The 20,424-nt window shown below is 67.6% G+C and carries 16 protein-coding genes; 3 read left to right on the plus strand and 13 right to left on the minus strand.

Annotated elements, in window-relative coordinates; genetic code table 11:
* Positions 1-23: 23 nt before the first annotated feature.
* Positions 24-965, minus strand: a complete 942-nt coding sequence (locus NGK62_RS02590; protein WP_118934241.1) for a GlxA family transcriptional regulator — start codon at positions 963-965, stop codon at positions 24-26.
* Positions 966-1,051: 86 nt separating this feature from the next.
* Here NGK62_RS02590 and NGK62_RS02595 point away from each other — a divergent pair, with 86 nt between their 5' ends.
* Complete coding sequence (locus NGK62_RS02595; RefSeq protein ID WP_059374617.1) at positions 1,052-2,263, plus strand: MFS transporter; 1,212 nt, start codon at positions 1,052-1,054, stop codon at positions 2,261-2,263.
* Between the two features lie 69 nt (positions 2,264-2,332).
* Here NGK62_RS02595 and yoaA read toward each other — a convergent pair whose 3' ends face one another.
* Positions 2,333-4,429, minus strand: coding sequence for a DNA repair helicase YoaA (yoaA, locus tag NGK62_RS02600; protein WP_118934243.1), 2,097 nt, complete (start codon positions 4,427-4,429; stop codon positions 2,333-2,335).
* Positions 4,430-4,634: 205 nt separating this feature from the next.
* Between yoaA and tex the strand changes: the two genes are divergently transcribed.
* Both tex and NGK62_RS02610 read left to right on the plus strand, forming a co-directional pair.
* Positions 4,635-7,010, plus strand: coding sequence for an RNA-binding transcriptional accessory protein Tex (tex, locus tag NGK62_RS02605; protein ID WP_059374621.1), 2,376 nt, complete (start codon positions 4,635-4,637; stop codon positions 7,008-7,010).
* 279 nt (positions 7,011-7,289) lie between these two features.
* A complete protein-coding gene (locus NGK62_RS02610; RefSeq protein ID WP_251877317.1) occupies positions 7,290-7,796 on the plus strand; it encodes a hypothetical protein in 507 nt (168 codons plus the stop codon).
* Between the two features lie 34 nt (positions 7,797-7,830).
* Here NGK62_RS02610 and NGK62_RS02615 read toward each other — a convergent pair whose 3' ends face one another.
* From NGK62_RS02615 to odhB, 11 genes are all read right to left on the minus strand, one after another.
* Entirely contained in the window at positions 7,831-9,183 is a 1,353-nt protein-coding gene (locus NGK62_RS02615; RefSeq protein WP_251877319.1) for a tryptophan--tRNA ligase, read from the minus strand.
* Between the two features lie 56 nt (positions 9,184-9,239).
* Entirely contained in the window at positions 9,240-9,563 is a 324-nt protein-coding gene (locus NGK62_RS02620) for a DUF3325 domain-containing protein (protein WP_054450784.1), read from the minus strand.
* Complete coding sequence (locus NGK62_RS02625) at positions 9,560-11,212, minus strand: PepSY-associated TM helix domain-containing protein (RefSeq protein ID WP_251877321.1); 1,653 nt, start codon at positions 11,210-11,212, stop codon at positions 9,560-9,562. The genes NGK62_RS02620 and NGK62_RS02625 overlap by 4 nt, the downstream gene beginning before the upstream one ends.
* The gene (locus NGK62_RS02630) at positions 11,209-11,490 is read right to left on the minus strand and encodes a DUF3649 domain-containing protein (protein ID WP_059374627.1); all 282 of its coding nucleotides are present in this window, start codon (positions 11,488-11,490) and stop codon (positions 11,209-11,211) included. The genes NGK62_RS02625 and NGK62_RS02630 overlap by 4 nt, the downstream gene beginning before the upstream one ends.
* 23 nt (positions 11,491-11,513) lie before the next feature.
* A complete protein-coding gene (locus NGK62_RS02635) occupies positions 11,514-12,146 on the minus strand; it encodes a DUF4198 domain-containing protein (protein ID WP_251877323.1) in 633 nt (210 codons plus the stop codon).
* A 103-nt stretch (positions 12,147-12,249) separates the two neighbouring features.
* Positions 12,250-14,685: a TonB-dependent siderophore receptor gene (locus NGK62_RS02640; protein ID WP_502802970.1), complete on the minus strand. Its 2,436-nt coding sequence runs from the start codon at positions 14,683-14,685 to the stop codon at positions 12,250-12,252.
* 157 nt (positions 14,686-14,842) lie between these two features.
* A complete protein-coding gene (locus NGK62_RS02645; RefSeq protein ID WP_251877326.1) occupies positions 14,843-15,814 on the minus strand; it encodes a FecR domain-containing protein in 972 nt (323 codons plus the stop codon).
* The gene (locus tag NGK62_RS02650; RefSeq protein WP_251877328.1) at positions 15,807-16,340 is read right to left on the minus strand and encodes a sigma-70 family RNA polymerase sigma factor; all 534 of its coding nucleotides are present in this window, start codon (positions 16,338-16,340) and stop codon (positions 15,807-15,809) included. The genes NGK62_RS02645 and NGK62_RS02650 overlap by 8 nt, the downstream gene beginning before the upstream one ends.
* Before the next feature lie 110 nt (positions 16,341-16,450).
* The gene (gene zapE / locus NGK62_RS02655; RefSeq protein WP_059374633.1) at positions 16,451-17,542 is read right to left on the minus strand and encodes a cell division protein ZapE; all 1,092 of its coding nucleotides are present in this window, start codon (positions 17,540-17,542) and stop codon (positions 16,451-16,453) included.
* Between the two features lie 76 nt (positions 17,543-17,618).
* A complete protein-coding gene (lpdA, locus tag NGK62_RS02660; protein WP_059374636.1) occupies positions 17,619-19,046 on the minus strand; it encodes a dihydrolipoyl dehydrogenase in 1,428 nt (475 codons plus the stop codon).
* 117 nt (positions 19,047-19,163) lie between these two features.
* The gene (gene odhB / locus NGK62_RS02665) at positions 19,164-20,390 is read right to left on the minus strand and encodes a 2-oxoglutarate dehydrogenase complex dihydrolipoyllysine-residue succinyltransferase (protein WP_059374638.1); all 1,227 of its coding nucleotides are present in this window, start codon (positions 20,388-20,390) and stop codon (positions 19,164-19,166) included.
* Positions 20,391-20,424: the final 34 nt, after the last annotated feature.

Raw genomic sequence — 20,424 nt, forward strand, 5'->3', positions numbered from 1 at the left:
TGCCACGACGCAGGGGCTTTTTTTTATGCCGGCGCGCCGCGCCGCAGGGCCTGCGGCGGCTGCCCGTAGATGCGGATGAAGGCGCGGCGCATGCGCTCCGTGTCGCCGAAACCCACCCGGCGCGCGATGGCATCCATGCCGGCGTCGCCCTCCTCGACCAGTTCGCGGGCAGCCTCGGCGCGCACGCGTTCCACGGCCTTGGCCGGGGTCTCGCCGGTTTCCAGCTTGAACTGGCGGCAGAACTGGCGCGGACTCAGGCAGGCCACGCCGGCCAGGCGCTCGATATCCAGGACTTCGTCCAGGTGCTGGCCCACGTGCGCCAGCACCTCGCGCATGCGTCCGCTGGCCGGCGCCAGGTCCTGCAGCGCCGAGAACTGCGACTGCCCGCCCGTGCGCCGGTGATAGACCACCATCTCGCGGGCGGTGGCGCGCGCGACCGCCTCGCCGTGGTCTGCCTGCACCATGGCCAACGCCAGGTCGATGCCGGCGGTGATGCCCGCCGAGGTCCAGACCGCGCGGTCCTCGACGTAGATGCGGTCCGCTTCCACCGCCAGCGCGGGATGGCGCTGCTGCAGTTCGGCGGCATGGCGCCAGTGGGTGGTCACGCGGCGCCCTTGCAGGATGCCGGCCTGCGCCAGCACGAAAGCGCCGGTGCAGACGCTGGCCACGCGCCGGCCGCGAGCGTGCGCGGCGCGCAGATAGGCCAGCATGGCCGGGGCCGCCTGGGGCTCGCGCGCGCCCTGGCCGCCCGGCACCAGCACGGTGTCGGCGCGCAGGCCGCGCCAGGACCGCGTCAACACGGGCACGCCGGCCGAACAGCGGACCAGGCCTCCCTCGGCCGATGCCACGGCCACCTCATAGGCGCCCGGCACCAGTTCGGCGGCGATCTGGAAGACCGACAGCGGCCCAGCCATGTCCAGCAGCTGGAAGTTGGGTACAGGCAAAATGCAGACGCGATGGGTCATGGCATGAAATGAGGGAAAATAGTCATTCTTGCCATAGTTTCCGGCGCTAGAGTGGGGCCTGTCAATCCTCCGGACTCCCACCAGCCATGACCTCCTCCACGCGCGGCCTGCGCAATGCCCGCATCCTCGCCGTCTGCCAGGGCCTGTACATCGCGGCGATCTCCATCGACCTGACCCTGACGGCGCTGACCGGCCAGATGCTGGCGCCGCATCCGGCGCTGGCCACGCTGCCGTTCGCGCTGATCACGGTGGCAGGCGCCGCGGTCACCTGGTATGCATCGCTGCTGATGCAACGCATCGGCCGCCGCGCGGGCTTCATGCTGGGATCGCTGGCGGGCGCGGCCGGCGGGCTGATTTCCGTGGCCGCGGTGTTCGCCAGCGACTTCTGGCTGTTCTGCCTGGGCACGGCGCTGGTCGGCGTGTTCCAGGCCTTCGCGCAGTACTACCGGCTGGCCGCCGCCGACGCGGTGCCCGCCGAGGCCAAGAGCCGCGCCATATCCGTGGTCTTGACGGGGGGCGTCATCGCCGCCATCGCGGGGCCGGCGCTGGCGGCCTGGGCCAAGGACCTCTTCCCCGCCGCGATCTTCTCCGGCGCCTATCTGATGGTGGCGCTGCTGGGAGTCGCCAGCGCGCTGCTGCTGATCGCCTACCGCGACCAGGAAGCCGCCGGCGGCCAGCCCGCCGGCACGCAGGCCGCGGACCTGCCGGCCCGTCCTTTGGGCGAGGTCATGCGGCAGCCGATATTCGTCGCGGCCCTGGCCAACAATGTCGTGGGTTCCGTATCGATGATGTTCGTCATGACGGCCGCGCCGCTGGCAGCGGTCGCCTGCCAGCACAGCATCGCCGACGGCGCCAGCATCATGCAGTGGCATCTGATCGGCATGTACGCGCCGGCCTTCTTCGCCGGCGCGCTGATCAACCGGTTGGGGCTGCCCCGCGTGCTCGGCATGGGCATGGCGCTGAACGCGGCTTGCTCGGTGATCGCGATGCAATCGACTTCGCTCACGGCCTTCCACGCGGCATTGTTCTGCCTGGGCGTGGGCTGGAACTTCATGTTCGTCGGCGGCACCACGCTGCTGGCGCAGTCCTACCGGCCCGCCGAACGGGCGCGCGTACAAGGGGCCGCCGAAATGCTGCGCTATGCCACCACCGCCCTGGCCACGCTGGCCGCGGGCCCGGCGCTCGCGCGCATGGGCTGGGAAACGTTGAATGCCGCCATGCTGCCCATCGTGGGCCTGGCCGCGGTCATGACCGGTTGGTGGGCGATGTCGCGGCGGACGGAACGGGTCGCGGCCTGAGGTGGCTGCCAGGGGCGCCCGCTGGCGCGGGCGATCCCCAGGGCCGGCTCATTGTGGCGTGAACGGCCGCTAGTCCTGAGGTTCCTGCTTGCGCCGGTAAAACGCCAGCACCTCTTCCAGTTCGCGCGTCCGCGCGAACGGCGGCAGTCCGCGCCACAGGCGCTTGCCATAAGGCTTTTCGACCAGGCGCGCGTCGCCCACCATGAGCACACCCCAGTCCGATTCCGTGCGGATCAGACGGCCGGCGCCCTGCTTGAGCGAGATCGCGGCTTCCGGCAGTTGGTATTCCGCAAAGGGATTGCCGCCATGCGCGCGGCAGGCGCGCAGCCGCGCCTCGATGACCGGATCGTCGGGCGGCGCGAACGGCAGCTTGTCGATCGCTACCAGCGTCAGCACGTCGCCGGGCAGGTCTATGCCTTCCCAGAAACTGGCGCTGCCCACCAGCACGGGGTGCTCCAGCTTGCAGAAGCGGTCCAGCAGATCGCGGCGCGTGCCCTCGCCCTGCTTGAGCAAGGGCCATTCATGGCCGGCATCGTCGAAGGCGTCCGCCAGCAGATTGGCAACCTTGTCCACCGCGCGCAGCGTCGTGCACAACACCAGCGTGCCGCCCGGGCTGGCCTCCAGCAGCGGCAGCAAGGTCTGCACGAAACGATCGAGGAACTGCGGCGACTGCGGTTCGGGCATGCCGCGAGGCACGAACAGCAAGGCCTGTTCGGGGTAGTCGAAGGGCGATTCCCATTTGCCCGTGCGCGCCTTCTCCAGCCCCAGCTGGCTGGTGAAGTGGGTGAACTCGCCGTTCACGGACAGCGTGGCCGAGGTCATGATCCAGGCCTGGCCCGGCTTGCGGTACTTGGAAAAAGCCTGCGCCACCGACAGCGGCGCCGAATGCAGGCGCACATGGTGCTGCCCGTGTTCGACCCAGCGCACCGCCGGACCGGTCCATTGTTCCGCGGCGGCCGCACCCTCCAGGATGGCGGCGGGCGTGGACAGCCCATCGCCCAGCGCCGATTGCACGGCGGGTTCGGACGCCTGGTCATCGCGGCCCCAACCTTCGTCGGCATGGTCCGCGCCCGCCCGTCCCGGCGTGGCCCAGCGTTTCAGGCGCACCGAGATCTCGGCGCCGCTGCGCGCGGCCGCCATCAGGTCCGGATGCTTTTCGGCCACCGCGCCCAGCGCCTTGGCCGCGCCGTCCACGGCCTCGCGCAGCGCCAGCAGCGCTTCATCGAATTCCTCGGGATTGGGAATGGCCTCGAAGGTGGCCTTGCGGCCCGGCATGCGGTCCAGCGGCGCACAGACCAGCCGCAGCTCGCGCGCCGCCGTTTCCACATGCCGGCTGACGTCGCTCCATTTGGCGGCTTCGCGGGCGTAGGCCAGGCCGGCCGCTTCCAACGCGCGGCCGAAATCCAGCAGCTGGTGCGTGGACACGCTGCTGCCCAGGAAGCGGGTGGCGGTGTCCGGCAGCTGGTGCGCCTCGTCGAAGATCACGGTGTCCGCTTCGGGCAGCAGATCGGTCACGCCCTCTTCGCGCAGCACCAGGTCTGCCATGAACAGGGCATGGTTGACGACCACCACGTCGGCTTCCTGCGCCTGGCGGCGCGCCTTCACCACGAAGCAGTCGCGGATGCGCGGGCATTCCTGGCCCAGGCAGTTCTCGCGCGTGGAGGTCACGCGCTGCCAGATGTCGGCGTCTTCCGGCACCTGCGCCAGGTCGCCGCGGTCGCCCGTTTTGGAGATGCCGGCGAATACCTGGATCTGGCGCAACTGCTGGATTTCGGTGCGCGACTTCAGCGCGCGCTCGTCGCCCTGCAGGCGGTCCAGGTGGTAATGACAGACGTAGTTGCCGCGGCCCTTGAGCAGCGCGGCCGTCACTGGCGCGGCCAGCGCCGCGCGCACGCGCGGCAGGTCGCGGGCGAAAAGCTGGTCCTGCAAAGTGCGCGTACCGGTGGAAATCAGCACCTTGCCGCCCTGGATGAAGGCGGGTACAAGATAGGCCCAGGTCTTGCCGATGCCGGTGCCTGCCTCTGCCACCAAGGTGGCGCGGTCCTGGATGGCCTGCCCTATGGCCTGCGAGAGTTCGACCTGTGAAGGCCGGGGTTTGTAGCCAGGCAAGGCCGTGGCCAAAGGGCCTTCGGCATCAAAGAATTCGGAGATATCCAGGTCCAGCATAGCGAGTCAACGGTGAACCGGTGCCGGTTGCGGTTCGGGCGCCAGACACTTGGGTGGGAAAGGACCAAATGATACCCGCTGCCGGGCCGCGGATTGGCCGCCAGGCTGCCGCGAGGGGGACATATCCGTCCACCCTGGCACGTTTTGTAACAGCGGCTTATGGCACAATCCGCCCCTTGTTTTTCCTTTTTGTCGTCGTATCGAGATGTCTGAAACTTCCGCTATCACGTACGTCGCCGCCGGCGTCGACAACGCCCGCATCGTCGCGCAGCTCGCCACCGAGCTGGGTACGCGCGCCTCCCAGATCGCTTCGGCGGTGGAACTGCTGGACGATGGCGCCACCGTGCCCTTCATCGCCCGCTATCGCAAGGAAGCCACGGGCGGCCTGGACGATACCGTGCTGCGCAATCTCGAAGTGCGCCTGGGCTATCTGCGCGAACTCGAAGAGCGCCGCGGCTCCATTCTTGAATCCATCTCGCAGCAGGGCAAGCTGACGCAAGCGCTGCAGCAGGAAATCGCCACGGCCGACACCAAGCAGCGTCTGGAAGACTTGTACGCGCCGTACAAGCCCAAGCGCCGCACCCGTGCGCAGATCGCGCGCGAAGCGGGCCTGGAGCCGTTGGCCGACGGCATCCTCGCCGATCCCGCCTGCGACCCCGCCGCGCTGGCCGCGCAGTACCTGAATCCCGAAGCGTCCATCAACGACGCCAAGGCCGCGCTCGACGGCGCGCGCGACATCCTGGCCGAGCGCTACGCGGAAAACGCGGACCTGCTGGCCGACATGCGCGAGCACCTGTGGTCCACCGGACTGATCCATTCCAAGATGGTCGACGGCAAGGAAACCGAGGGCGCCAATTTCCGCGACTGGTTCGACTTCAACGAACCGCTGCGCACCCTGCCCTCGCACCGCATCCTGGCGCTGCTGCGCGGCCGCCAACAAGGCGTGCTGGAATTGCGCCTGGGCCTGGAAGCCGAACTGGAAGCGCAGACGCCGCATCCCTGCGTGGCCCGCATCGCCGGCTTCCTGAAGCTGGGCAACGGCCTGTTCGCGCTGGACGCCACGCCGCGCGCGCGCTGGCTGGGCGAAGTCTGCCGCTGGACCTGGCGCGTGAAGCTGCTGACGGCGTTCGAAAGCGAACTGATCGGCCGCCTGCGCGAAAGCGGCGAAGCCGAAGCCATCCGCGTGTTCGCCGCCAACCTGAAGGACCTGCTGCTGGCCGCGCCCGCCGGCCCCAAGGCCGTGCTGGGCCTGGACCCCGGCATCCGCACCGGCTGCAAGGTCGCCGTGATCGACCAGACCGGCAAGGTCGTGGACACCACCACGGTCTACCCGTTCGAGCCGCGCCGCGACCGCGAAGGCACCATCAACACGCTGGCCGCCCTGGTGGCGCGCCACAAGGTCGACCTGATCGCCATCGGCAACGGCACCGCCTCGCGCGAAAGCGAGAAGCTGGTGGGCGACATGATGGAACGCTTCCCGGACCTGAAGGTCACCCGCGTGGTGGTCTCCGAAGCCGGCGCTTCGGTCTATTCGGCTTCCGAAACCGCGGCCCAGGAATTCCCCGACCTGGACGTGACGCTGCGCGGCGCCGTGTCCATCGCCCGCCGCCTGCAGGATCCGCTGGCCGAACTGGTCAAGATCGATCCCAAGGCCATCGGCGTGGGCCAGTACCAGCACGACGTCAACCAGCGCGAGCTGGCGCGTTCGCTGGACGCCGTGGTCGAGGATTGCGTGAACGCCGTGGGCGTGGACGTGAACACCGCGTCGGCCGCCCTGCTGGCCCGCGTGTCCGGCCTGAATTCGCTGCTGGCCAAGAACATCGTTGCCTGGCGCGACGAGAACGGCGCCTTCCCGACCCGCGAGATCCTGCGCAAGGTGCCGCGCTTTGGCGACAAGGCGTTTGAACAAGCCGCGGGCTTCCTGCGCATTCCCAACGGCGACAACCCGCTGGATGCCTCGTCGGTCCACCCCGAAGCCTATCCGGTGGTCGAACGCATCGTCGCCAAGATCAAGGCCGAGGTGAAGCAGATCATCGGCCAGCGCGAAGCGCTCAAGGGCGTGTCGCCGTCCGACTTCACCGACGAGCGCTTCGGCCTGCCGACGGTGCGCGACATCTTCGCCGAACTGGAAAAGCCCGGCCGCGATCCGCGTCCGGAATTCAAGACGGCGCAGTTCAAGGAAGGCGTCGAAACGCTGAACGACCTGTACCCGGGCATGGTGCTGGAAGGCGTTGTGACCAACGTGGCCAACTTCGGCGCGTTCGTGGACATCGGCGTGCATCAGGACGGCCTGGTCCACATCTCGGCCCTGGCCGAGAAGTTCGTGAAGGATCCGCGCGACGTCGTGCGGGTGGGCCAGACGGTCAGCGTGAAGGTGCTGGAAGTGGACGTGGCGCGCAAGCGCGTCGCGTTGACCATGCGCCTGAACGACACCGCGGCTCCCGCCCGCCGCAGCGGCGACGCGCCCAAGGGCGGCGACCGCAACCGCCGTCCGCAGGGCGACGGCGGCCGCGCCGGCGCCGGGGCCGGCGCAGGCATGAACAGCGCCATGGCGGACGCCTTCGCCAAGCTCAAGCGCTGAGCAAGCACCGCCCCACGGAAAACCGGCGCCTGATGCGCCGGTTTTTTTTTGCCTAGGGCTTACCCGTAAAGAGACGGGTTACTTGCGTAGTCTCAAGCCAAACCTATCAAAAATGATAGAAAATATCTAATTGTGTCCAAATAATAAAACCCGGCGGCGCCAGGCCGCAAGGCGGCACAAGCCCCCCGCGAGCAGGCGCGCCATGGCGCGCAGCGCCTGCCGGGGAGCAGCACAAGAACAACAGCGCCCTGCCCCGAACGACCGGAGATCCGCCCCGCCATGTCCCATACCATCACGCTTGCCGCCAATGAAACGGCAACCCTCGCCGCCAAGGAAACCAACGCCAGCGGCGTCTATAGCGAAATCACCCTGGGCCAGTATTCGCACCTGCTTGTCGACGGCGCCGAAGTCAGCTTCAAGCACATCACGCTGGAGCGGCTGGGCAGCCGCATCATCGAACTGAGCAATGGGGCGCAGCTGCACGTCGGCGCACTGGGATTCGCCAGCATGGGCGCCAGCATCACCTACCGCATCGGCGCGGGTTGCGCGCTGACCTTCGACGCCAGCCAATGGGACCCGGAAGTGGTCGCCAACACCACCTTCGATTTCGCCAGCCAGGGCAGCGGCACGCTGAAGTACTTCCCGTTCATCAATCCGGAATGGCTGGACTGCCCGAACGTCACCGGCTACACGGAAGGCGACATGCTGGAAATCGCCGGCCAGGGCAGCGCGCAGCGCTTCCAGGTGCGCGACGGGCGCATCGTGGCCAACGCCCGCGCGGCCTGAACCGCCGGGCCGGCTGCGCGCCGGCCCCTTGGGTTTATTCCTGCGACAAAGACGACAGCGCGGCGCGCGCGCGTTCCAGCAAGGCGCCGGACTCGCCCTGCGCGCCTGCCGGCGCGGTGGCCACGGCCACACCGTCGATCATCGCGGCATAGCCCTGCCCGTCAGCCTGCAGCACCGCATCGGCCGGTTCCGACTGCAGGCGGCGCATCAGCGCGCCGGCTTCCTTCGGATCGGCGAAACGCTGCGACAGCAGCAGTTCCTCGCCGTCGGCGGCCAGCAGGCGGAAACGGAAGCCGCCGTCTTCATCGCGGAAGCTGACGAAGCGCGCGCCCTTGCCCTTTTCCTTCTTGGGCTGCGCGGCCTTGGCGCCCGAGCCGGCTTCCAGGTTGCGCAGGCCCACGGCCTGGCGCAGTTCCTGCATGAACGGCGTGGCCAGCTTGCGCGCCTTGGCGGCGCCGGCCTGCAGAATGTCTTCGATGCGGCCGGGGTTGGCCATCAGGTCGAAGTACTTTTCGCGCATGGGCGCCAGCAGGTTTTCCAGATGGTCGTACAGCGCCTGTTTGGCTTCGCCCCAGCCCATGCCTTCTTCGAGCTGCTTGCGCAACGCGGCGGCCTGCTCGTGCGTGGCGAAGGCGCGATAGATGGTGTACAGGTGCGAGTTCTCGGCGTCCTTGGGCTCGCCCGGCGCGCGCGAGTCGGTCACGATGCGCATCACCGCCGCGCGCAGCGCGCTGGCGCCGCCCTCGAACAGCGGAATGGTGTTGTTGTAGCTCTTGGACATCTTGCGGCCATCCAGGCCCGGCAAGGTCGCCACGTCCTCTTCGATCACGACCTCCGGCAGCGTGAAGTAGTCGCGGCCGTACAGGTGGTTGAAGCGCTGGGCGATGTCGCGCGCCATTTCCAGATGCTGGATCTGGTCGCGGCCCACCGGCACCTTGTTGGCGTTGAACATGACGATGTCAGCGGCCATCAGCACCGGGTACGAAAACAGGCCCATGGTCACGCCATCGTCCGGCTCCAGGCCCTTTTCCATGTTCTGGTCCACCGACGCCTTGTAGGCGTGCGCCCGGTTCATCAGGCCCTTGGCGGTGACGCAGTTCAACAACCAGGTCAGTTCGGGGATCTCGGGGATGTCCGACTGGCGGTAGAAGGTCACGCGCTCGTGGTCCAGGCCCACCGCCAGCCAGGTGGCGGCGATTTCAAGGCGCGAGCGCGCCACGCGGGCGGGATCGTCGCACTTGATGAGGGCGTGGTAGTCCGCCATGAAGAAGAATGCGTCCACGCCGGGCTGCGCGCTGGCCTGGACGGCGGGACGGATCGCGCCCGCGTAGTTGCCGAGGTGGGGAGTTCCAGAGGTGGTGATGCCGGTGAGGACGCGGGTATTCATGAGGCGAAGAGGCGTTTGCTAGGGGAAACGCCCAGTGTAACGTGCCGGGCGCGCGGCTACAGGACGGCCAGCACCGGCGCCGCCAGCGCGCACAGCCCGCCCGCGGTCAGCGCGGCGCGCGGCCGGAACGTCAGGAACCAGATCAGCAGCAGCCCGGCGATGCTGAGTATGCCGATCCATTCGACCGTGCCGTAGCTCCAACCCCAGACCGCCGCCGAGGCGCACAGGGACAGGGCCAGCGCCCCCCAGCCGAACAGGCGCAGGGGCAGCCGATGACGCCGCGGCAGAGCGCGGTCGAACAGGTCTTCGTAGTGGCGGTCCATGCCCAGGCACAGGGCGGAAAAGCCCGCATAGGCCAGGCAGAAGGCGGCTAGCGTCATGGCGTATCACCTCTAGGTTCGTAGGCGGGCTGGGCCGGCGCGGCCTGCGGCTGGACCGCCGGCTTGATCGCGGCGCGGCCCTTGGCGGGCGCTTTGGCGCCCACCTTGCCAGCGCGGGCCGCCTTGCGCGCCATCCAGGCCAACAGCAGCGCCCCGGCCAGGCAGGTCAGGTCGAAACCGGCCATGACCCAGTCGCCCGCAGGCAGCGACACGCCCAGATGGCGCGAGGTCGTCAGGGCATTGACCACGGGCACCAGCGCCAGGGCAACGGCTGCGGCGGCCAGCAGGTCGCGCCATTTGCGGTGCTGGAACAGGAAGGCGTAGACCAGCGACAGCCCCCAGGCGGCGAAGAAGGCGCGAGACTCCCAGAACTGTCTGCCCGGCAGGTCGACGGGCAAGAGGCGGTTGGCCCAGAAAAAGGCCGCGATCGAGATGAACAGGCCCGCGATCGTGCCGGCGTTGAGCGCATCCACCAACCGCAGCGAGAATGCTTCGCGCGCGCCCGGACGTGCCTTCTGCCGCCGTTTGGCGATCCACAGAACCAGGCCCGTGCCCACCATGGCCGTGCCCGCCATGCTGACCAGGAAATAAAGCCAGCGCAAGAACGGTTCGGCAAACAGACCCAGGTGCAGGCCGACGATGACGCCCGCCGTACGCGCCGTGGCGCCGAGTTCGTCCTCGCTTTCCCGCAGTGCGCCTGTGACGCCGTCAAAGCGCATGTAGGGCGCCAGCTTGCCGAACGACACGCCGTCGGCAGCGTCGCGCACCAGGGTCACGGTCGCGCCGGCATCGCCGGGATGGTTGACGGTGATGCGCCCCACCCGGCCGCCTTGCCAGTGTTGCTGCGCCTGCTCCACCAACGGCGCAAGCGCGATCAGCGGCGCCGGCTCGTTGCGCGCGGGCGTGATCCTGAACGACTTGAAAACGTCGTCGGAATACTGCCGCGGGCTCTCGTAGACGGCCAGGATGCCGGCCGGCATCAGCATGGCCATGAACAGCACCAGCCCGCTGAACGTGATCATCAGGTGGAACGGCAGCCCCAGCACGGACAAGGCGTTGTGGCCGTCCATCCAGGCGCGCTGCCCGCCTTTCCCGGGCCGGAACGTGAAGAAATCGGTGAAGATCTTCTTGTGGGTGATGATGCCGCTGATGATGGCCACCAGCATGAACATGCCGGCGATGCTGGCCAGCCAGCGCCCCCAGGGAAACGCGGTTTCCAGTTCGAAATGGAAGCGATAGAAGAAGTCGCCGCCGCGAGTCTCGCGCGCGGTCACGGCCTGGCCGGTGGCCGCATCCAGCTTCACGCGCACGAAGCCGCGTTCACCCGGCTTGGGCTTGGGCACCTGGTAAAGCAATTGGACCGACGGCTCGCGGTCGGACGGCGGCGTGATGAACCAGCGCGTGGCGTCGGGCGCGTGTTCGGCCAGGTAGTTCTGCGCGGCGGCCACGGACTGCGCAGCAGGCGCGGGCCGCACCTGGATCTCGGGCTGCATCCAGGCCGTGATCTCGGGGCGGAAGAACGCCAGCGTGCCGGTCAGGAACATCGCAAACAGCACCCAGCCGAAGATCAGCCCCGACCAGGTATGCAACCAGGACATGGATTGGCGCAGGCCTTCCTCGCCCGGCGCCCTTTCCACTTTCGCCTTCATGCCGCCCCCGTTGCCCGGCCGGCCAGGAACAGCGCGCCCATCAAGGCAGCGGGCAACAGCACGCCGGCCCAGGCGCGCCAGGCATTGCGCGTGGCAAAGACCCAGATCACGCCGCAGGCGTAGAACACGAAGGACAGCATCTGCGCCGTGACCACGGCGTCCGGCCGCCGCATGGGCAGCCAGATCGCCAGGCAGGCGGCGGCCGCCGACGCCAGGGCGTAGCCGCCCAGGATGGCGGCCGCCGCCCTGGAAAAGACGGCCAGACGGTAGCGCATCATGCCTGCGCCGGCAGCGGGAGCTTTCACTGGGACACGTTGAAGGTAGTGGTGGAAACGTAGCGGATCTTGGCGTAGGCACGGCCGTCGGCCTCGCCCGGCTTGTCTTCGACGTGGGCGGCTTCGAGCACGTACTGGCCGGGCCACGGCGTGGTGATCTCGATGCGGCCGTTCTCGTCGCTGTGGAAGCGCTTCTCCCACTTGGGCGGGCCGAAAACGGTGACTTCCGTCTTCGCCAGCGGCTTGCCCTTGAACTGCAGCACGAAGGCGTTGGTCCCGGCCGCGACCGGCACGAGCTCCAGGTCCAGCTTGCCCTCGGTGTCCGCGCGGCCCGCCTTGGCGCCGTACTGCACCAGGGTGTCCTTGAACTGGTAGGCCTGGCGCAGACGCACGTCGCCCTTGCCCGCCGCCGCGAATTCGAGGAAGTCCGCGCCTTCGCCCGAAGTCTTCAGCGCCTTGCCGCCGGCGCCCGTCACGACCGGTGCGACCATGATCTTGCCGAGCAGGCCGTCGCGCTTTTCGCGCACATCATCCGCCCATTCCCCGAAATACGCCTTGGCCGGTCCCTCGGCGCTGCGTTCCAACCAAACAAAATGCGCCTGCGCGGCCCCTGCCGTGCTCAACAAGGCGATGGCAGCCAAGGTTCTTGCGAATGTCATTGTTGATTTCCTTTAGAGGACCGGATCGGACCAGCCCCGCGGCCCGGGTCCGATTCGGAGGGTTTAAATTATAACCATTCTCACTTCGAAATAGCGGCAAGGCTTACCAGCGATAGCGCAGGCTGGCCTTGATGGAGCGCTGGTAGCCGTACCAGCACCAGGAATCGCCCGAGCACGAGGCGATGTATTCCTTGTCGAACAGGTTCTGCACGTTCAGCGCCACCTGCATGCCCTTGAGCGACGGCGACGCGCGGCCCAGGTCATAGTCCAGCATCAGGTCGAACAACGTGACCGACGGCACCTTCAGCGTGTTGGTCTCGTTGGCATACGAGGAACCGATGTAGCGCACGCCGCCGCCCACGCCCACGCCCGCCAGCGGACCTTCCTGCAACTGGTAGCGGGCCCAGGCGGACGCCTGTTGCGAAGGCACGCCCACGGGCGTCTTGCCCTTCAGGTTCAGGCCCGCGGCGTTGGGATAGCCCTTGGAGTACTCGTTGTCCATCAAGGAGTACGCAGCCACCAGCGTCAGGCCGCGCAGGGGCTCGGTCTTGGCTTCGAGCTCGATGCCCTGCGTGCGCAGCTCGCCCGCCTGGATCGAGCAGCGTCCGCCGGCCGTGCCGCAGATGTGGGTCGGATCCGGATCGGTGGTGGTCATGTTCTCGCGGCGGATGTCGAACGCCGCAAACGACAGCAGCGTGGCGCTGCCCGGCGGCTGGTACTTGATGCCGACCTCGTACTGATTGCCCTCGATCGGCTTGAACGGCTTGTTCTGCCAGCCCGTGCCGGACTGCGGTTCGAACGATTCCGAATAGCTGAAGTACGGCGCCACGCCGTTGTCGAAGTTGTAGATCGCACCCAGGCGGCCCGTGAACTTCTCCGCATTCAGCGAGGACGGCGCGACCCGTCCGGTGGCGATCGTGGTGGTCTCACCCACGGTGCGCGACCAGTCGTAGCGTCCGCCCAGCAACACCGACAGGCGGTCGATCTTGATCTGGTCCTGGAAGTACAGGCCGGTCTGGTACTGCTTGGAGGTTGCGTCCGACGAGAACGCCGGCACCGGGATGTTCTGATGATTGTTCGGGTTCAGCACATCCAGCGCGGGCGCGGTGCCGAAGCCGGACAGCGTGTCGGTCTTGACGTGCTGGTAGTCAAAACCCAGCAACGTAGTATGGGCGAAGGGACCGGTGTTGAAGCGCGCCTGCACGTTGTTGTCCAGCACCAGCGCGCCCACGTCCACATCGGTCGCGATCGACGCACGCTGCTGGTAGCGGTAGGTCTTGTCGGTGTAGCCGTAGTTGTTGGTCATCGCGCCGTAGATGCTGCGGTACTGCGCTTCCGCGCGCGTCCAGCGCAGGCTTTGCGATGCCTTGATGTTGTCGTTGAAGCGGTGCTCCAGCACGTAGCCCAGCGAATAGCTCTTGCGATCGCTTTTTTCGAAGTTGGCGTCGCCGTCGTAGTAATCGGCCGGCAGGCGGATGCCGTCGGGCGCGGAAAGCAGCGTGCGCATGGCCGGCACGCTGCCGTAGGAACCCATGTCGGGATCGCGCTGGAAGTTGGTCAGCACCGTCAGCGTCGTGTCGCTGCTGGGCTTCCAGGTAAAGGCCGGCGATACGAAGTAGCGGCGCTCCTTGGTGTCCTTGACCTGGCCGTCGGACATGTAGCCCGAGCCGACCAGGCGGTACAGGAACTTGCCGTCTTCATCGACCGGACCGCCGAAATCGAAGTTGGCGCGGCGGTAGTCGTAGTTGCCGACCTGCACCTCGACCTCGCGCAGCGTCTCTTCCAGCGGGCGCTTGCTGACCTGGTTGACCACGCCGCCCGGACCGCCCTGCCCGTACATGACGGAGGCCGGTCCCTTCAGCACGTCCACGCGCTCCAGCCGATAGGCGTCCACCTGCGGCAAGGCGTCGCGGCCGCCAAATACCCGCAGGCCGTCCAGATACGTCGACGCCGAAAAGCCGCGCACGCTGAACTGGTCCAGGCGCGTAGCAGTGGCGCCGCGCGATTCCGTGGCCACGCCCGCGGTGTAGCGCAGAACCTGGTTCAGCGTCTGCGCGCCCTGCTCCGTGATCTGCTCGCGCGTGACGACCGATACCGACTGCGGCGTTTCGATCAGCGGCGTGTCGGTCTTGGTGGCGCTGGCGCTCACCGTCGCGACATAGCCCACCGTCGTGATCGGGCTGTCGGACAGGCCGGACACGGTCACTGGCGCCAGCGTGGGCGTGTCGCCCGCGGGCGCGGCGACCTGCGCCAGGGTCCAGGTATTGCCCGATTGCGCGCGCGCCTGCAGGCCGCTGCCCGACAGGATGCGGGCGAATCCCGCGCCCACCGAATAGGCGCCGTCCAGCCCGTCCGAGCGGCGTCCCCGCACCAGCGCGGGGTCGAACGACAGGACCACGCCGGCGCTGCGCGCGAACTGCGTCAGGGCATCGGCCAAGGAGCCGGCAGCGATCTGGTAGCTGCGCGGCGCATTCGCGGAGGCGGGCGCCGGCTGCGCCCAGGACTGCGGCATGCCGGCGGCAAGCCCGCCCGCGCACATGGCGGCCAGCAGGGCCACGCGGCCGGCGGACAAGGGGGCGCGCAAGCGCGGGTGAGATGAAACGGACACAAAACTCTCCCTGTACGGTGGTATCTATCCCTGCCTTCCGTACGGGATCGGAAAACCTGCAAGCCGCAGGCAAAAAAATTTGTAACGCTCACGCCTCGCGCGGACCGACCTGCAGCCAATACTGCGTATGTCGTGTCACGCGGATGGACAAGGTGGACTCCAGCGCCTTGAGCGCACGCTCGGCGTCGTCCAGCGGAAAGACGCCCGACAGCCGCAGGCCCGCCACCGCCGGGTCCACCCGGATCATGCCCAGCCGCTGGCGCGCCAGGTATTGCGCGAAATAGTCCAGGCGCCAGTCCTTGGCCACCACCAGCCCGTCGGTCCAGGCCAGCCGGTCGGAATCGGATGCAAGACGGCCGACGTCGCCGTGTTCGGAGAATTGCAGGCGCTCCCCGGCTTCCGCATGGGTGACCGCGCCGCCGCGCAAAAGCGCCAGACTGCCTTCGTACACGCCCACGCGCGCGCCTTCGGCGGTGCGGCGCAGATCGAAGCGCGCCTGCTCGACGCGTAGCTCGCCATGCCCCGTATCCACGCGCAGCGCCGCCATGCCGGGCCGCATTTCGGCCCGCACCAGCACTTCGCCACGCAGCAGGTCCATGCCGCGGGCATCGCCCTGCACATGCAGGCGCACCGCGCTGTCGCTGTTCAAGGTGATGTGCAGCCCATCCGCCACCGCTACCGCCAGCCGCTCGCCGACGCCCGTGCTGAGGTCCGCCGCCAGCCGCTGCCACGGTGTGTGGCGGTAGGCAGCCCAGCCGGTAAAAGCCGTACCGCCGATAGCCAGCAATCCGCGCAACACCGTGCGACGGCCGGTCGATCGGGGCGAGGACGATGCGGAGCGCGTCAGCGCACCATGCGCCAATGCCGCCGGCACGCGGCGCGCGTCCTGGCTGATGCGCTGCAAGCGGTCCCACGCGCAGCGGTGCGCGGGGTCTTGCGCCAGCCATGCCTCACAGGACTGCCGCTCCGCCGCTCCGGCCAGGCCGGATTGCAACCGCACCCACCAGGCGATCGCCTGGCCCGCCACGGGGTCCGCGGCGGGATCCGCGGCGCTAGTCATCAAAGGCCGCGTAGCACGCGGTCATGGCGCGCACCATGTATTGCTGCACCGAACTCAAGGAAACCTCGAGCCGCCGGGCGATCTCGGGATAGGTCAGCCCGTCGAGCTGCGACAGCAGGAACGCGGATCGGGCCTTGGGCGGCAGGCCGTCCAGCAAACGGTCCAGCCGCGCCAGCGATTGCAGCTGCTCGGTTTGTTCCTCGGGGGATGGCGCATAGGCCTCGGGAATGGCGGCCAGATAGGCGAGATAGGCCCGTTCCAGCGCCGCATGCCGCTGGTGGTCCACTACCAGACCCTTGGCAATGGTGGTCAGCAGCCCGCGCGCTTCGGTGGCGCGCACCGCCTTGCGGCCCTGGATCACCCGCAGGAACACGTCCTGCGCCAGGTCTTCGGCGCGGTGCTCGCAGCCCAGCCTGCGGCGCAGCCAGCCGAACAGCCAGGAGCGATGATCGCGGTACAGGCCATCGACGGGCGCGGCGGGAGGGTCGGTGCGCGCGGCCGATGCGGACAGGAGGGTGGAAGACACGTTGGAAACTGCGGTGCTGGACCAGAAGTCTCCAAATCTTAATTGATAATGACTTGTATTACCAATTTCAACCGCGATCTGCCCGGAAAATCCGGACAGATGCGGCGCGACTACAACGACACGGTGTGGCGGCGTTCCGACTCCAGGTACTCGCGCGACTGCATTTCCAGGATGCGCGAGACGGTGCGGTGGAATTCATTGGCCAGCGCGCCTTCCGTGTAGATCTCCTCGGGTTCGCATTCGGCGGACATGATGAGCTTGACGCGGTGGTCGTAGAACACGTCGATCAGCCAGGTGAAGCGGCGCGCCTCGGAAGCCTGGCGCGGTCCCATGCGGGGTACGCCCGACAGGATCACCGCGTGGAAGCGATTGGCCAATTCCAGATAATCGTTCTGCGAACGCGGCCCGCCGCAAAGCGTGGCGAAATCGAACCACACCACCGACCCGCCCAGCGCCAGCGCGCGGATCTCGCGGTGTTCGATGTGCAGCACCGGATCCTGGGGCGGCGTATCGGCCAGGCTGTCGAACGCTTCCTGCAAAGCGTTCTGGGCACGCTCGTCCAGCGGCGTGTGATAACACTGCACCTGTTCCAGCGAGCGGCGGCGGTAGTCCACGCCGGCGTCCACGTTCATGATGTCCATGCGCGCCTGGATCAGCTGGATCGCGGGCAGGATGCGGTCGCGGTGCAGGCCGTCCGGATACAGGGTCGAGGGTTCGTAGTTGGACGTCATCACGAAGGACGTGCCGTACTCGAACAGCTTGAACAGCAGCCGGTGCAGGATCATCGCGTCGGCCACGTCGGATACGTGGAACTCATCGAAGCAGATCAGGCGGTAGCGCTTGGCCACGCGCCTGGCCACCTCGTCCAGCGGATCCTGCATGCCCTTCACTTCTTCGAGTTCGCGGTGCACGCCGCGCATGAATTCGTGGAAGTGCAGGCGCGTCTTGCGCACCACGGGCACGGTGGCGTAGAAAGCGTCCATCAGGAAGCTCTTGCCCCGCCCCACTCCGCCCCACAGGTACACGCCGCGCGGCACGTCGGGGCGGTTCAGCAGCTTCTTCAGCGCGTTCGAGCGCATCGACTTGAACTTGACCCATTCGTCGAAATAGCGCTGCAGCCGGTCGATCGCCTTTTTCTGGGCTTCGTCGGGCTTGTAGCCGCGTTCGGCCAGGGCGTGTTCGTAGTATTCGCGGACGTTCATGTGGGAGCAGGAAAAGCAGAATGAAAAAAGGGCGGATCCGTGAACCCGCCCCCGTCTTGCATCGGCTATGCGCGTATCAGAAGTTCAATGCGCGCTTGTCCACGGCCAATGCGGCTTCCTTCACGGCTTCCGACAGCGTCGGGTGCGCGTGGCAGATGCGGGCGATGTCTTCGGCCGCGCCACGGAATTCCATGATGGTCACGGCTTCCGAGATCAGTTCCGAGGCCATCGGGCCCACGATGTGCACGCCCAGGACCTCGTCGGTCTTGGCATCGGCGATCACCTTGGCAAAGCCGGTGGTGTCGCCCAGCGCGCGGGCGCGGCCGTTGGCCAGGAACGGGAAGCTGCCAGCCTTGTACTCGCGGCCTTCGGCCTTGAGCTGCTGTTCGGTCTTGCCGACCCAGGCGATTTCCGGCGAGGTGTAGATCACCCACGGCACGGTGTCGAAGTTGACATGGCCATGCTGGCCGGCGATGCGCTCGGCAACCGCCACGCCTTCTTCCTCGGCCTTGTGCGCCAGCATCGGACCGCGCACCACGTCGCCCACTGCCCAGACGTTCGGCAGGTTGGTCTTGCAGTCGCCGTCCACGGCGATGAAGCCGCGCTCGTCGAGCTTCAGTCCCACGGTGTCGGCGTTCAGGCCGCCGGTGTAAGGCACGCGGCCGATCGAGACGATCAGCTTGTCGACCACCAGCTTCTGCTCGGCGCCCTTGGCGTCGACGTAGGGCACGGTGACGGACTTGGCGGTCGCCTTGATCTCGCCGATCTTGACGCCCATCTGGATGTTCAGGCCTTGCTTGGTGAAGGCCTTGAGGGCTTCCTTGGCCACCTGGCCGTCAGCCGCGGCCAGGAATTCCGGCATGGCTTCCAGGATGGTGACTTCGGAACCCAGGCGGCGCCACACGCTGCCCATTTCCAGGCCGATCACGCCGGCGCCGATCACGCCCAGCGTCTTCGGCACGGCGCCGATGTTCAGCGCGCCGTCGTTGGACAGCACGACCTTTTCATCGAACGGCAGGCCGGGCAGCTCGCGCGCCGACGAACCGGTGGCGACCACCACGTGCTTGGCAACCAGGTCTTCCTCGGCGGTGCCGGTGACCTTGATGGCCCAGCCGCCTTCCACCTGGCCGGCGAACGCGCCCTTGCCATGGAAGAACGTGACCTTGTTCTTCTTGAACAGGTACAGGATGCCGTCGTTGTTCTGCTTGACCACCGTGTTCTTGCGGCCGATCAGCGTGTCGAGCTTCAGGCTGACGCCCTTGACTTCGATGCCGTGCTCGGCGAAGTGGTGGTTGGCTTGTTCGTAGTGTTCGGACGATTGCAGCAGCGCCTTGGACGGGATGCAACCGACGTTGGTGCAGGTGCCGCCGGGTGCCGGGCCGCCTTGGCCGTTCTGCCAGGCGTCGATGCAAGCCACCGACATGCCGAGCTGCGCGGCGCGGATGGCGGCGATGTAGCCGCCGGGGCCCGCGCCGATGACGACGACGTCAAATTGTTTGGACATAGTGTTCTCGCGAAGAGGTATTGAGTGGAACACGCCCCGCCCTGCGGGCCGGCATGGAGCCGGCCGGGGCGCCGCAAGACCCGAAGGTCGATCGGGCGCCGGGCCGGGGCGTCGAGATTACAGGTCCAGCAACAGGCGCTGCGGATCTTCCAGAGCGTCCTTCATGGCGACCAGGCCCAGCACGGCTTCGCGGCCGTCGATGATGCGGTGGTCGTAGGACAGCGCCAGGTAGTTCATCGGGCGGATGACGATCTGGCCGTTTTCAACCACGGCGCGATCCTTGGTGGCGTGCACGCCCAGGATGGCCGATTGCGGCGGGTTGATGATCGGGGTCGACAGCATCGAGCCGAACACGCCGCCGTTGGAGATCGAGAACGTGCCGCCGGTCATTTCTTCAATGCCCAGCTTGCCGTCAGCGGCGCGGCGGCCGAAGTCGGCGATGGTCTTCTCGATGTCGGCGATCGACAGCTGGTCGGCGTTGCGCAGGATCGGCACAACCAGGCCGCGCGGGCTGCCGACAGCGATACCGATGTCGAAGTAGCCGTGGTAGATGATGTCCTTGCCGTCGATCGAGGCGTTGATCAGCGGGAACTTCTTCAGCGCGGCAACGGCAGCCTTGACGAAGAACGACATGAAGCCCAGCTTGATGCCGTGCTCTTTCTCGAACTTGTCCTTGTACTTGTTGCGCAGGTCGATGACGGCCTGCATGTTCACTTCGTTGAACGTGGTCAGGATCGCGTTTTCCTGCTGCGATTGCAGCAGGCGCTCGGCGATGCGGGCACGCAGGCGGCTCATCGGCACGCGCTGTTCCGGACGGCCGTCCAGCGACAGCGTCGGAGGCGCGACCGGGGCGGCGGCCTTGGCCGGAGCGGCCTTGGCGGGAGCGCTGGCGGCCAGGGCGTCGCCCTTGGTCACGCGGCCGTCGCGGCCGGAGCCAGCCACGGAAGCGGCGTCGACGCCCTTCTCGGCCAGGATCTTGGCAGCGGCGGGCGAAGCCACGCCGGCGGCAGCCGACGAAGCGGGAGCGGCGGGAGCAGCAGCGGCTTGCTCGGCGGCCTTGGGCGCTTCGGCGGCGGGCGCGGCGGCGGCAACGGCGGCCTTGCCGGCGGTGTCGATGCGGGCCAGCACTTCGCCGGAGGTGACGGTGCTGCCGTCGCCCTTGACGATTTCAGCCAGCACGCCCGAGGCGGGAGCCGGCACTTCCAGCACGACCTTGTCGGTTTCGACTTCGATCAGGATTTCGTCCGCTTCAACGGCAGCGCCCGGCTGCTTCTTCCAGGTCAGCAGCGTCGCTTCGGAGACGGATTCGGAGAGTTGGGGGACGACGACGTCGGTAATAGCCATTTTGTTTGTTCCGTAAAGTTTGTGTTCTGGTCGC

It is taken from the genome of Achromobacter sp. Marseille-Q4954, assembly GCF_943737025.1.
GTDB lineage: Bacteria > Pseudomonadota > Gammaproteobacteria > Burkholderiales > Burkholderiaceae_B > Achromobacter > Achromobacter bronchisepticus_A.